The 13,638-nt window shown below is 38.3% G+C and carries 14 protein-coding genes and 1 riboswitch; of the genes, 11 read left to right on the forward strand and 3 right to left on the reverse strand.

Annotated elements, in window-relative coordinates; translation table 11 throughout:
* Positions 1 to 135: 135 nt before the first annotated feature.
* The 6 genes from ACOI1D_RS02885 (at position 136) to ACOI1D_RS02910 (ending at position 5,820) form a co-directional block, all read left to right on the forward strand.
* Positions 136 to 318 carry a cold-shock protein gene (locus ACOI1D_RS02885; protein ID WP_422499082.1) on the forward strand — a complete coding sequence of 61 codons (183 nt, stop codon included), beginning with the start codon at positions 136 to 138 and terminating at the stop codon, positions 316 to 318.
* Positions 319 to 680: 362 nt separating this feature from the next.
* Entirely contained in the window at positions 681 to 2,201 is a 1,521-nt protein-coding gene (gene adh / locus ACOI1D_RS02890; protein WP_422499083.1) for an aldehyde dehydrogenase, read from the forward strand.
* A gap of 127 nt (positions 2,202 to 2,328) precedes the next feature.
* The gene (locus ACOI1D_RS02895) at positions 2,329 to 2,685 is read left to right on the forward strand and encodes a DUF779 domain-containing protein (RefSeq protein ID WP_422499084.1); all 357 of its coding nucleotides are present in this window, start codon (positions 2,329 to 2,331) and stop codon (positions 2,683 to 2,685) included.
* A gap of 81 nt (positions 2,686 to 2,766) precedes the next feature.
* Entirely contained in the window at positions 2,767 to 3,549 is a 783-nt protein-coding gene (locus ACOI1D_RS02900) for a carbon-nitrogen family hydrolase (RefSeq protein ID WP_422499085.1), read from the forward strand.
* 80 nt (positions 3,550 to 3,629) lie between these two features.
* Complete coding sequence (locus ACOI1D_RS02905) at positions 3,630 to 4,661, forward strand: hypothetical protein (protein WP_422499086.1); 1,032 nt, start codon at positions 3,630 to 3,632, stop codon at positions 4,659 to 4,661.
* A 709-nt stretch (positions 4,662 to 5,370) separates the two neighbouring features.
* Positions 5,371 to 5,820, forward strand: a complete 450-nt coding sequence (locus ACOI1D_RS02910; RefSeq protein WP_422499087.1) for an IDEAL domain-containing protein — start codon at positions 5,371 to 5,373, stop codon at positions 5,818 to 5,820.
* Positions 5,821 to 5,857: 37 nt separating this feature from the next.
* Here the strand turns inward: ACOI1D_RS02910 and ACOI1D_RS02915 are convergent, their stop codons facing one another.
* Together ACOI1D_RS02915 and ACOI1D_RS02920 are read right to left on the reverse strand one after the other, a co-directional pair.
* A complete protein-coding gene (locus ACOI1D_RS02915) occupies positions 5,858 to 7,885 on the reverse strand; it encodes a penicillin-binding transpeptidase domain-containing protein (protein WP_422499089.1) in 2,028 nt (675 codons plus the stop codon).
* A 583-nt stretch (positions 7,886 to 8,468) separates the two neighbouring features.
* Complete coding sequence (locus tag ACOI1D_RS02920; RefSeq protein ID WP_422499090.1) at positions 8,469 to 9,410, reverse strand: LCP family protein; 942 nt, start codon at positions 9,408 to 9,410, stop codon at positions 8,469 to 8,471.
* A gap of 276 nt (positions 9,411 to 9,686) precedes the next feature.
* Positions 9,687 to 9,771, forward strand: a riboswitch (cyclic di-GMP riboswitch).
* Between the two features lie 21 nt (positions 9,772 to 9,792).
* Here ACOI1D_RS02920 and ACOI1D_RS02925 point away from each other — a divergent pair.
* From ACOI1D_RS02925 to nagB, 5 genes are all read left to right on the forward strand, one after another.
* On the forward strand, positions 9,793 to 9,924 hold the full coding sequence (locus tag ACOI1D_RS02925; RefSeq protein WP_422499091.1) for an anti-repressor SinI family protein: 132 nt from the start codon (positions 9,793 to 9,795) through the stop codon (positions 9,922 to 9,924).
* Between the two features lie 72 nt (positions 9,925 to 9,996).
* Positions 9,997 to 10,329 carry a helix-turn-helix domain-containing protein gene (locus ACOI1D_RS02930; protein ID WP_422499092.1) on the forward strand — a complete coding sequence of 111 codons (333 nt, stop codon included), beginning with the start codon at positions 9,997 to 9,999 and terminating at the stop codon, positions 10,327 to 10,329.
* Between the two features lie 99 nt (positions 10,330 to 10,428).
* The gene (locus tag ACOI1D_RS02935; RefSeq protein ID WP_422499093.1) at positions 10,429 to 10,926 is read left to right on the forward strand and encodes a VanZ family protein; all 498 of its coding nucleotides are present in this window, start codon (positions 10,429 to 10,431) and stop codon (positions 10,924 to 10,926) included.
* A gap of 13 nt (positions 10,927 to 10,939) precedes the next feature.
* Complete coding sequence (nagA, locus tag ACOI1D_RS02940; RefSeq protein ID WP_422499094.1) at positions 10,940 to 12,127, forward strand: N-acetylglucosamine-6-phosphate deacetylase; 1,188 nt, start codon at positions 10,940 to 10,942, stop codon at positions 12,125 to 12,127.
* A complete protein-coding gene (gene nagB / locus ACOI1D_RS02945) occupies positions 12,124 to 12,849 on the forward strand; it encodes a glucosamine-6-phosphate deaminase (RefSeq protein ID WP_422499096.1) in 726 nt (241 codons plus the stop codon). Before nagA ends, nagB begins: the two co-directional genes overlap by 4 nt.
* 79 nt (positions 12,850 to 12,928) lie before the next feature.
* On the opposite strand, the gene ACOI1D_RS02950 is transcribed toward nagB, so the two are convergent.
* The gene (locus ACOI1D_RS02950) at positions 12,929 to 13,564 is read right to left on the reverse strand and encodes a YigZ family protein (protein ID WP_422499097.1); all 636 of its coding nucleotides are present in this window, start codon (positions 13,562 to 13,564) and stop codon (positions 12,929 to 12,931) included.
* Positions 13,565 to 13,638 lie beyond the last annotated feature (74 nt).

Raw genomic sequence — 13,638 nt, forward strand, 5'->3', positions numbered from 1 at the left:
GACATTTCATACAGCGACTTGCTTTTGCGTGAAGATAAATTTTTCTTGTCTAATTCCTTCTAAATTTGTCAGTAGCTTTCATTGTAAGCAATAAAAGAGTATAATAGAGATAGTCAGATGAAAGGGGTTTTGTTCATGTCTTTTTCTCGTGGGCCCAAAGAGCCGTTACCGGAAATAGAAACAAATGTATGGAAGTGCTCCAGCGAAGAATGCCAAGGTTGGATGAGAGAGTCATATAGCTTTGAAGAAGAGCCAAAGTGTCCGCTATGCAAATCTTCAATGGAAAAAGAAATGCGTATGCTACCTGAATTAAAGTAGTTAGTTTGATCTCAGGGGTAAGCAATAGTTTAGGATAATTGATTACGTATCAACCAAAAGTAACTAGCGCTTCTTTACTGTCTATATAATGTTTTTTGGGGATGTCGCTTGGCATCTTTTTTGTATTTTCTTTAATAGAGGGTGCCAAATCTAAAAGACAGTACCTATCATTCAGAACAAAAACCTTAGTCGAGTTTAATGGCTGGGGTTTCTTTGTTTTGTCGAATGAAGTCAATTGAATGAAAACTCTAAAGCTTGCAACAATTGTTTTTTGTTTGCTATAATTAAAATAGAATTGCGTCTTAGATTCTCATCACAGTTATCTGTAAGCGTTTACAATAATGCGAGGAGGAATATGATTTATGCAATATGCTAATCCAAACACAGACGGTTCAAAAGTGACATTTAAGAAAAGGTATGACAACTTTATAGGTGGTGAATACAGGCCACCAGTAAAAGGTGAGTATTTTGAGAATGTAAGCCCTGTAACAGGTAAAGTGTTTTGTGAGATAGCTCGGTCAACAAAAGAAGATGTAGAAGCAGCTGTTGATGCAGGTCATGATGCAGCAGAAGCATGGGGACAAACATCTGTTGCAGCACGTGCAAATATCTTAAATAAAATTGCGGACAGAATGGAAGAAAATCTTGAAACGCTGGCAGTTGCAGAAACATGGGATAATGGTAAGGCGGTTAGGGAGACATTAGCAGCTGATATTCCTTTAGCTATTGATCATTTTCGCTATTTTGCAGGAGCGATTCGCGCACAGGAAGGCGGGATAAGTCAGATTGATAATGATACTGTTGCTTATCATTTTCATGAACCTTTAGGAGTGGTTGGACAGATTATTCCGTGGAACTTTCCGATCCTGATGGCAACGTGGAAACTAGCACCTGCACTGGCGGCTGGAAACTGTGTCGTTTTAAAGCCAGCTGAACAAACTCCTGCTTCTATTCATGTTCTATCTGAACTTATTCAGGATTTACTTCCAGCAGGTGTACTTAATATTGTAAATGGCTTTGGTGTCGAAGCTGGAAAACCTTTAGCTTCCAATAGTCGTATTTCTAAAATTGCGTTTACAGGTGAAACAACTACTGGAAGATTAATTATGCAGTACGCTTCAGAAAATATTATTCCAGTAACATTAGAGTTGGGAGGAAAATCACCAAATATATTCTTTGAGGATGTAATGGATGCCGACGATGGATTTTTGGACAAAGCAATTGAAGGATTGGTTATGTTCGCCTTAAATCAAGGGGAAGTTTGTACATGTCCATCCAGAGCACTTGTTCATGAGTCAATTTATGATAAGTTTATGGAAAGAGCAGTGGAGCGGGTAAAACAAATTAAAATTGGGCATCCACTTGATACAGATACCATGATGGGTGCACAAGCTTCACAGGAACAACTTGAGAAAATCCAATCGTATCTTGCAATTGGTAAAGAAGAAGGAGCAGAAGTCCTTGTTGGAGGCAATTTAAATCAGCTTGAAGGAGATATGGAAACAGGCTATTATGTTGAACCAACTATCTTTAAGGGTAACAACAAAATGCGTGTTTTCCAGGAGGAAATCTTTGGTCCGGTACTTTCTGTAACAACGTTTAAAGATAACGAAGAAGCAATGGAAATCGCTAACGATACATTATATGGACTAGGTGCTGGCGTTTGGACACGTAATATTAATACTGCTTATCGATTTGGTCGTGGAATTCAAGCAGGGCGTGTATGGACTAACTGTTACCATCAATATCCTGCCCATGCTGCATTTGGTGGATATAAGAAATCCGGCATTGGTCGTGAAAATCACTTAATGATGCTTGATCACTATCAACAAACAAAGAACTTGCTCATTAGTTACTCAGAAGGTGCTGCTGGTTTCTTTTAAAAAATAAAAGAATTGGTTTAACGCCAACCTTGGTTGCATTTATGCAGAAAGAAAAGAAAAAGTTTTGGGAGTATGAGAAAGTAACTGAACGTGAAGCACCATTTTCGACGCGGAAGGAGTGTGAAAAATGGTTGAACGGGTTACTGTTACAGATGACGCTGTCAAGCTCATCGACAAATTAAAAGAGATGCATGGTCCACTAATGTTTCATCAATCTGGTGGCTGTTGTGATGGTAGTTCCCCTATGTGTTATCCTAGAGGCGAGTTTAGAACTGGCGACTCTGATATAATGCTTGGAGAAATAGGTGAGACACCATTCTATATGGCCAGGGATCAATATGAATATTGGAAGCACACACAAATTATTGTGGATGTTGTAAATGGTCGTGGAGGAATGTTCTCCCTGGAAGGGCCTGAAGGAAAACGTTTTCTAACGCGTTCAAGAGTTTTTACAGAGGAAGAAAGGTCAGATTTAGCAAAATAGCGTATAATAGGAAGAAATCATCAACATATGTAGTTCCATGTTGATGATTTTTTCACTTATTAAAGCAGGAGGTATCCATTTTTGAAACAAACAATTGCTATGATTCAACTTGATATTAACTATGGGGAACCACAATCAAATTACATTCGGGCAGCGAAATATATAGAGGAGGCAGCGGGGGATGGTGCAGATACAATTCTGCTACCAGAGTTATGGACAACTGGCTATGACCTAACAAGACTTGACGACATTGCGGACGAGTATGCTAAGGAATCAATTGCATTTTTAAAGAAACAGGCTAAAATGCATCATGTCAACTTAGTTGGTGGTTCTGTTGCTGAAAATTGTGATGATGGCGTAAGAAATACTTTACTGGTGGTAAATAGCAACGGTGAATTGGTTCATAAATATAGTAAACTGCATTTATTTCAACTTATGGATGAACATTTATACTTAGAAGATGGAAAGGATGAAGCAGTTTTTGAGCTTTCTGGTGTTAGATCTTCTGGGTTTATTTGTTATGATATACGCTTCCCTGAATGGATGCGCAAATCAGCGCTTAAGGGTGCTAAATTTATGTATGTAGTAGCGGAATGGCCAAAAGCCCGGATCAATCACTGGCGCATCCTACTGCAGGCACGCGCTATTGAAAATCAATGCTATATCATAGCCTGTAACCGAAGTGGGAAAGATCCCAAAAATGAATTCGGTGGAATGTCTTTGATTATAGACCCATGGGGAGAGATTGTTGCAGAAGGCAGCGAACAAGAAGAAATAGTTGTGGGTGAGGTTAATCCTTCTCTGGTGGATGATGTGAGGGAACGTATTCCGGTATTTAGAGACAGAAGAGAGGATCGATATTAGAGATATTAACTTCTTTTTTATCACACAATTGCCCATAAAGCATAAAGTAGTAAGATAGAATGCTGAAAGGGTGTGTTAGCTTGTTTGAAAAACTGCATTTTTATACATGGGGCCATACTGCACAAGGATTAAAAAGTTTTACTGAATCAAATTTGCTCAACATAGATAAACTATTTGTTTTAAAACATCCGTCTGAGACAGTTAAAACAGCTGTAATTAAAAAAGTAATCGGTGATTATGAAGATACCAGTAAGATAGAAGTAATACGAGGTATTAACGGAAATGAATATTTGGACGGCGTCATCATTCCTGATCAGTCATTAGCGGTATTGGCAAGACCAGTCAAACTCGATAGGGCTAGTGTTATAGAAATAAAAAGTAGCGTAGATTCCACAGAAATCGATGAATTGTTTGACAGGAAAAATTTAATAACAACTAAGGCTTATGAAGATTTTGCAACTGGTCTAAAAGTTCACGATGAGTTGGAGGAAATTTATATAAAAGAGATGAATTTTGACAAAGCAGATCAACTAGCTACCGAATTTATTAATAAACTCCTTAGCTATCGCCCAATACCTGAGGAAAACGGGTACATCTACCATCGGTTGTTTGGAACGAATACAAAGAATGGTATTGTTAATGTCGTGCCCAAACTTATATCGAATGTAACCAAAACATTTTTTATAAAGGGTCGTGCAGGAACTGGTAAGTCAACTTTTATGAAAAAAATAGCAAATGCATGCAGCCAGCACGGCTTTGACGTTGAATTATATCATTGCAGCTTTGATTCAGGCAGTATCGATATGGTTCTCGTACGTGATCTTGATTTCTGTATTTTTGACAGTACTGACCCTCATGAATTTTTCCCTAGTAGGGAAGGCGATGAAGTAATTGATTTATATAAAGAACTGGTTACATCAGGCACAGATGAAAAATTTAAAATTGAAATTGATGAACTTAATGATCGGTATAAATCATACATGAGAAAAGGAAATGAACGTTTGAAGGAAGCTGGTCTTTATCAAACGCTTGTAGAAGAAAAGTGTAAACAGTATGATTCAAATAATTTAGACATTAACAAGGTTGTTGAATCGATTGAAAGTACACAATAAAAAAAGATAGCTTTTATCACCTGAACAGCTAATAACTATTAGGTAGGAAATGAAAACAACTTTTGAACAAATTCGACCTGGTTTTTGAAAATAAAGGAGTTTAAAACATTGTTGTTTTTGACACAAAGTCTATAGAATGCGACGTAACTTACCGCTACGGAAATACACTACGCTTTCCGCGGGAGGCTGGTAAGCCTCCTCGTGCTGCGCACTGCGGGGTCTAACCTATGCCTTTCCTCCCGCAGGAGTCTTCGTGTATTTCCTTCGCTGGCGCCGTTCTAAACATACGACCATCATGATAAACTTAATATTGATTTATTGAATCTCGCATTTTCTAAAGCTAGATAGCTTTCTCTTCAAGGGGAAAAATGGTCCGGCTTCATGCGCAACTTTTACTAGTGAAGGCAGAATACGAAGACTCCTACGGGAACAGCGCGAGTCCGAAGACCCCGGAAGAAGCGTTCTTTGCTTCTGAGGAGACTGAGGCCGTGCCCGTGGAAAGCGAAGTATTCTGCCGGAACGGTGGCGTCAAAAGAATTTTCACTACGTCGCAATTTGCATCAACTGCATGGGTTAAGGAGCATTTTTGAAAAGAACCTGGAATAAAATATTTTCATTTCGACAGATTTCTCTCTTGTGTTATTAAAGGAAATTAGGTAAAATAAATTAACTGAAAATTCTTTAAACCATATTCAGGAGGTGGAGAAAAATGCTAACTGTTAAAATGTTAAAGCCTTACTATATAAAAGCTGAAGATGATCATGTACGCGTGATTCTCGCATACCAGTATTTTGCATTATTTATCAATGAAAAGGTTTATCAATTTGTCCCTACCAAGGAAAAAGAAATTCAAATCAATCGAAGAACACGAAAGGTTGTTAATACAGACGCATTGTTCGCTTTTCAAAAAGGCAAAGATGTTATTCAAGTTGCTATGAGTGAACTCGTATCCATTCCTGATTTTTTACTCCAGCTTAATGAAATTGCAAAGCCATATTATACAAGTGAGTCCGTAGAAGAAGATGACAATCTATATAAAGAAAATGAAATCGCTATCATTATGGGTGAGTTAGAGTATGAAAATGTGAAGCGGCTTATCGACCATTCTCTAGATAAAAGAGACAAAAAGGCATTTGAAACGCTTGTGAAATTGCTATAAAATGAAAAGCTACTCTTAACCAGAGTAGCTTTTCATTTTATTGATATTCTTTTAAAATCTTGGTTACCTTTTCTACTGCATAAGCACTTCCACCTTTTTTCTCTGTGTGCTCGATCATCATTGCAATAAGGATATTCTGAGTTTCTGTAGGATAAGCAACAAACCAGCCATTTTCCTGTCCCGACTTAACATCTTTTGATTTCTTCAGTTCAGCTGTTCCGGTTTTTCCAGAGATAGGGAAGTCAGCTTTCTTAGCACCAGATGCGGTACCTTGTGGTGATGTCACCACTTTTCGTAGACTGTTGCTGATCAACGAAGCTTGCTTTCCTGTTATTAAATTATCCTTCCAAATCTGTGCCAGTTCTTCTTCTTCAAACAGGATTGGTTTTATCATGTCTCCTTGATTTAATAGCGGAGTATATGCAGTTGCCATGTGAAGTGCACTTATTTGCATTTGACCTTGGCCATAACCCGAATTTGCAAGGAGTACTTTATCGTTTAATTTACCATTATTAGAATAAGTAGAGTTCTCTATTGGATAGCCAATAGGGATATCCTCGCCGAAACCAAACTCTTGTAAACCATTAATAAATGTTTCACTACCCATTTCAAGTGTTTTCATTGCAAAATAGATGTTATCTGAAATAACAAAGGCTTCTTGTAGATCAACTGGCCCGTTTGAAGCATGTAATCTGCGTATTTTGTAATCGCCAAATTCTTTTCCAGGACTCCAGGTTAGTCCGTTTATTTTAACTTCTTCCTCAGGGTCTATTACACCACTCTTCAATCCAATGGATGCGGTTATTGGCTTTATTGCAGAACCTGGAACATAAGTCGCTGCAAATTTGTTGATGAGAGGCTGCTTCGGTTTTTCTCGTAACGCTGTTAGTCTGGAGTGAGAAATCCCATAGACAAATTCGTTTGGATCAAACGCCGGACTACTAACAAGAGCTAACGCTTCACCTGTCTTCGGGTCGATTGCCGCAGTAGTTCCTGATTCACCTTCATATGTCGCATAAATGCCTTTTTGTAATTCTGCGTCAATCGTAAGCTTAATGTTCTCTCCGTCCTCAACCGGTTTTTCAGCTAATACGACATCTTCTTGATTCTCGCCGGTAACAAGTATTTTTATACCTTCTTTACCCCGCAAACGTTCATCATATAATTGTTCAATCCCACGCTTGCCAATTCTATCATTTGCAGTGAAATTTTTATCCTTGTGCTTTTCCAGTTCTTCAGCAGTAATTTTACCAGTGAAGCCAACTAAATGTGCTGTCGACTCCCCGTATGGGTAAACACGACCTGTTACTTCTTTACCAGCAACAGCTCCAGTAGCCCATAATTTATCTAATAGAGCCTCTTTTGTAGTGGGGACTTTTGTTATTGGGACAAATAAGTCAGGTTTAACCCATCCCGCATCTAACTTACTGTTGATTGTTGCAACTTCAATCCCGAGAATCCCTGCAATTTCCTGTATTTTGATATTAGGTGAATCTCCAAGCTTACCTGGAATAATACCAATTTCGTAGACAATGTCATTAATAGCTAGTGGCATCCGGTTGCGGTCAAGTATTTCTCCACGTCTTGGTTCCGTAGCAGTTATTTTTACATCTCCACCATCTTTTAAAGCTGGAAAAATAAAACCAGGATCCCACTTTATATTCCAAGTTTTCTTATCTTCTTCACCTTGGTGTTTGAGTTGTGCCTCATAGTCAAAGGTGATAGGACCAGCTATTGTGTTCATTTCAACGGAGAATGGATAAGTGGCTTTTCCACTTTCAAGAGCAGCCTCCACTTCTTTTTCATCCAATTTATCGTAGGTGATTTTCAGGTCAGATACACCCACCAGGTCTTCGTATATTTTCTTGTATCGATCAACATATTCTTCAGTTGTATAGGATGTTGCTGATTTTTCAGTAATCATATCGTACATTTTCGAAAAGTCTTCATCATGCCAATTCTTTACGTATGTAGCAAATCGGTCATTCGGTGATACTTCATCATCAGAGCAAGCTGCCAAAAATAAACATAGTAGCAAGACTAAAAAGAAAGTAACTTTTTTCATGTGACCCCACCTTAATAGCAGAGAAGTCATTCCACGATTAGAATGACTTCTCACTGTTTAATAATTGAGTATAGTATACGTCTTAAACACCTTATCTGTCTAGTTTCACAAACTATTACCTGACAGTTCTGAAAAGTTTTTTTTACAGTAGCTGTTATTGAAAAGATTGTTGTTTTTGACATACAAAGTCTATAAACTGCGAAGTAACTTACCGCTACGGAAATACACTACGCGCACCTTAGGGAGGCTGGTGAGCCTCCTCGTGCTCCGCACTGCGGGGTCTCACCGATGCCTTTTCCTCCCGCAGGGTTTTTCGTGTATTTCCTTCGCTGGCATAGAACTAAACAAACGACCACCGCGAATACTATATTGATTGGAGTGGAGGCAGAATACGAAGACTCCTACGGGAACAGCGCGAGTCCGAAGACCCCGGAAGAAGCGTTCTTTGCTTCTGAGGAGACTGAGGCCGTGCCCGTGGAAAGCGAAGTATTCTGCCGGAACGGCGGCGTAAAAACAATTTTCACTACTTCGCACTTTTCATCAACTGCGAAGATTAAGCAAAAACAGACCTACAAAACGATCCTTAATTATTCATATGATCTTTTATAGCTTGTGTTATTCTATTTATTTCCTGGTCAGGAACGATGTAATACCAAACACCATTAATCATTTCTCCGCTACCACTAATTTCAAGTGTCTCTATATTGTTTCTTGTATTTCGGTAGTCAGAAAACAATGTTTGCATTTTGTCCATGTTCAGGTTAGTTGTTACGTTATCGCCAAGGATAGTAAGAATGTTACTTACTTTTGTTATACTGGAGAAGCTTGCAACTTCATCCATTGCAGCCTTAATCACACTGCGCTGCCGCTCATTTCGACCAATATCACCACGAGGATCTTCCTTGCGCATACGAATATATTTTAAAGCTTCTTCACCATTTAAATCAATCGTACCAGTATTAAAAGTCTCTCCACCTTGTGAAAATGCTTGGTCATTTGTAATTGTTACCCCACCAAGTGCATTAATTCCCTGCTTAAAGCCTTCCATATTCACTTTTATATAAAAGTGAACAGGCACATCAAAGGCTTTCTCAACACTTTTGACAGCTAAATCAACTCCTCCAAATGCATAAGAGTGATTAATTTTATCCATTCCAACTCCAGGAATATCAACATACGTATCCCGCGGGATGCTAACCATTATCATTTTGTTTGTACTAGGGTTAAGTGACATAAGAATCATTGTATCTGACCGTCCAACATCGTTTTCCCGCTGGTCAACACCAAGCAGAAGTATATTAATTGCCTTTTTGTCTTTTACAATTGAACTTAGTTCTTTTTGTCTGTTGGGATCGTCATCTCGTGCTAGTGGGTCATGCATATCTGCTACAGTGTCACCGACTTTATCGTATAAATAATACATATATGTTCCAGTAATCAAAATCACCAAAATTATAATTCCACCAACCCAATATGGCCATTTACGCTTTTTCTTTTCTTTTCGCTTTTCAGCTCTTGTGTCCACAATAATTCTCCTCTAATATCAATCATATCTAAAAAACGGTACATTATTTAAATTATAACGAATAGTTTCGGGTACGTCTATTCTATTTTATTACAGAAAAATAAAATAAGAAGAAAATTTTTGCGTTTGTTATAAATATAGAACAACTAAATTTTTGAAGTTAGAATGTCTATGCTATCCTTTTTGTCCGTCCCTTGCAAAACTAGTTGTTTTATGACAAAACAAGACACCCCTCTCCCTCCAAAGTTGTAGTACAATAGTATTATTAAATTGTTCCTCAGAAAAGGGCAAACTTATTGAAAAATGGGGGCGCAAAATCACAGGTCTACGGCTAATTTGCTATGGCGGCTGGGTTACCCGGGAAAATAAATGGGGGTAAACAATGATAAAGTCAGTGAAGCAATCGGGTCTTGATTACGAATGGGTTAAGTTGTTGCAGGAAGCCAAAAGTCTCGGGATGACCACAGAGGAGGTAAGGGAATTTTTAAGCGGGGGACAACTAACTGAAAATTGATTTAAGAACGTGCTTAATATAGAACCACACACTTTTTTGTGTTACAATAAAGCAAAAGGTAGGTGTGGAAACTTGATCGGTGAAAAAATTAAAAAATTGCGCCAAGATAAAAAAATGTCTATATCCGAACTTGCTGAAAAAGCAGGTGTGGCAAAATCATACTTAAGCTCAATCGAGCGCAACCTTCAGTCGAACCCATCGATCCAGTTCATTGAAAAGATTGGTACCGTGTTAGGTGTCACTGTAAATGAAATTATACGTGATGAACAAGCAGATAATTCTATGGAACAACTTGATGGTGAATGGTTGAAAATCGTGCAGGAAGCAATGGATTCAGGAGTGTCAAAAGAACAATTTAAGGAGTACCTTGAATTCAACAAATGGAGAAGTAAACAGGATAACTAATTTTTTTGTCTTGACCGTAGAGCGAACCTTGCATACGGTTTTTTTCATCGTAAGAAAAATAACAATATGTAGATAAATATGGATTTGGGGATTAACTTTATGATTAAATACAAGTATTGGTTATTGCCTGTCCTATGGATGGGTGTGATTTACTATTCATCTGCTACCCCATATGAGGAGCAGGATATCAAGCCATTTTTATCAGATACAATAGACCTTTCCTTTCTTGTACCATTATTCGATTGGATTACTTTCCAGTATCACAATTCCGAAGTGAGTGTTTCCGTGCTTGGGATAGAAGGATTTATTGAATTTTTCGTACGCAAAGGTGCACATGTTACCGTATACTTTATTTTATTCTCTCTCTTTTTCTTAGCAATCAAAAAAACGCTATCTGTTTCGCTCAGTAAAACACTAGTATTTTCTATGGTTTTCACTAGTATGTACGCAATATTGGATGAGTTTCACCAGGGATTTACACAAAACCGAACGCCATATATTGGAGATGTGGGCTTGGATTTGTTTGGGGCAGCAATGGCGATGGCTTTTATAATACTAATCTGTACATGGAAAAGAAAGAGGAAAAGTGTGTCATGAAAGGGATTTAACAATGACTAAAGATACTGCAGTTGTAATCAGGAATGTAAAAATTTATATGGAAAATAAAATAGTGGAGAATGGTTGTTTGATTGCTGTAAACAATAAAATCCAATCGGTTTATTCTGAACAGGACAATGCTGCTGATTTCCCGCGGGATGCCCTCGTCATTGACGGAACTGGAAAAAGTTTAATTCCAGGTTTTATCGATGGTCATATACACGGCGCCAATGGAGCCGATGTGATGGATGGGAGCAAAGTGGCATTAGACGCTATTGGACAGGTGCTTCCTCAAGAAGGGACAACCAGCTACCTGGCGACGACAATTACGCGGCCGAAAAGTGAAATCGAGCGTGCCATTGAAAATGTCGCTAATTATAGGAACAAGACAGGGTGTGCAGAGATAATCGGCATTCACCTAGAAGGTCCATTTATTGAAAAAAGTAAAGCCGGTGCACAACCAATTGATCATATTCTGGAACCGGATATAGAGTTGTTTCGTAAGTGGCAAAAGACTGCAAAATCGATAATTAAAACTGTTACTCTTGCACCTGAGCATGATCCCAATGGAACATTCATTAACTATTTAGCACAGTCTGGGGTGAATGTGTCTGCAGGACATACGAAAAGTGGATTTTCCGAGATGAAAACGGCTGTTGAATTTGGTGTAAAACAAGTAACTCATATTTGTAACGCGATGACTGGAATCCACCACCGGGATATTGGGGTGGTTGGGGCAGCTTTTCAGCTACCTGATCTACGCGCGGAGTTAATAGCGGACGAAATTCACGTCTCAAAAGAAATGCTGCAATTGATTTACGACACGATGGGTAGCGAGCGATTGATTCTTATAACAGATGCAATGCGTGCAAAGTGTCTCGAAGCAGGAAGGTACGAGCTTGGGGGGCAGCCGGTTACTGTTTCAAATGGTCGTGTCCTGTTGGATAATGGTGTGTTGGCTGGGAGTATTTTGAAAATGCGAGATGGCGTTAACAATATGTTGAATTTTCCTGGTGTAACACTTCGAGATGTCATCCAGATGGCTTCTGTCAATCCGGCTAAGCAAATTGGAGTATTCGATAAAAAAGGAAGCATTGAAATTGGGAAAGATGCAGATTTCTTACTTGTTGACGAAGGGCTAACTATTTATTACACTATTTGCCTGGGAATTGTTGCATACAAGGGAGAGAAAACACAGTGAAATTAGTTAAGGTTAAAAACTACGATCAAATGAGTGAACAGGCTTGTGACATAGTATTAGACAGAATTAACAATTTGAAAAAGCCCGTTTTAGGACTTGCTACAGGATCTACACCAGAAGGATTATATAAACAGCTAATAAACAAATATACGAATAAAGAAACTTCTTTTAACAACGTAACTACGTTTAATCTTGATGAATACATTGGGCTGTCCCATAGCCATCCTAACAGCTATTACACCTATATGAATGAACATCTATTTAACTATATTGATATAGATTCAAAAAATGTAAATATACCAAATGGAAATGTTAGTGACATCTTAAAAGAATGTAGTGACTATGAAAAGGTTATAAGTGAACATGGAAGTATTGACGTCCAACTATTAGGTTTAGGTTCAAACGGTCATATTGGGTTTAATGAACCTGGGACTCCTTTTTCAAGCAGAACACATATTGTCCAACTGTCAGAGTCAACACGACAGGCGAATGCCAGGTTTTTTGAATCGGTTGATGAAGTGCCAACTAAAGCAATTACAATGGGAATTAGAACGATTATGGAAAGTAATGAAATTGTAGTCCTTGTTTCCGGTCTGAAAAAATCCATGGCGTTAGCAAATTTAATCAATGGGGAAGTTAGTGAAGAATTTCCGGCATCTATTTTACAGAAGCATAAAAATGTGACTATTATCGCCGACGAACCGGCCTTATCAAAACTATAAAAACCATTAAGAGGTTCTGACACCCGGTTAATGGTTTTTCATAGTAAATTATTCACAATGCATTTTACACTACACTTTACTACTCTACGTCTATTTCTGTGTATGCATGGCCTGTCTCGGAAATTACTGCTTGATCACTGGTTATGTCCACGACCCAGTTTTGGAAGTCTTTCACTTCTTCAGTTTTCACATACATGTGGAAAACTACCTCTTCTAGATAATCTATTTTTTGTAATATGTATGTAGATGTTCGGAATAGATTTTCTAGTTTGCCTAAAAGTCCGTATTCAACAGTAACTAGGAACCCTTGCATCAGTTGTCGTTCCACCACACCAGTGGTTTTAATTACATCAGAAGCAGAACCACTATACGCTCTGATTAAACCACCTGCACCTAGCTTAACACCACCAAAATACCGTGTTACAACAATTACAGTGTCCTTCAGCTGCTGCTTTTTTAATACTTCAAGTATCGGAACACCAGCTGTACCGCTTGGCTCCCCATCATCATTTGCTTTTTGTATGTGATCATGTTCGCCAATCATGTAGGCAGAACAGTTGTGATTCGCATCGTTGAATTGTTTTTTTATATCTGCAATAAAGGTTTGTGCTTCTTCTTCAGTTTCAACGCGCTTTACGTGTCCTAAAAAACGGGACTTTTGAATGATTTTTTGACACGAACCCTCTTGTTTAATGGTATAATAACTAGATAACATTGTGCATGTACCCTCCTTTCTTAACACTATAATAAAAGGAACTTAAGCGCAAACTATACACTTAATCCAATACC

Source organism: Virgibacillus sp. DJP39 (genome assembly GCF_049310925.1).
GTDB lineage: Bacteria > Bacillota > Bacilli > Bacillales > Amphibacillaceae > Virgibacillus_F.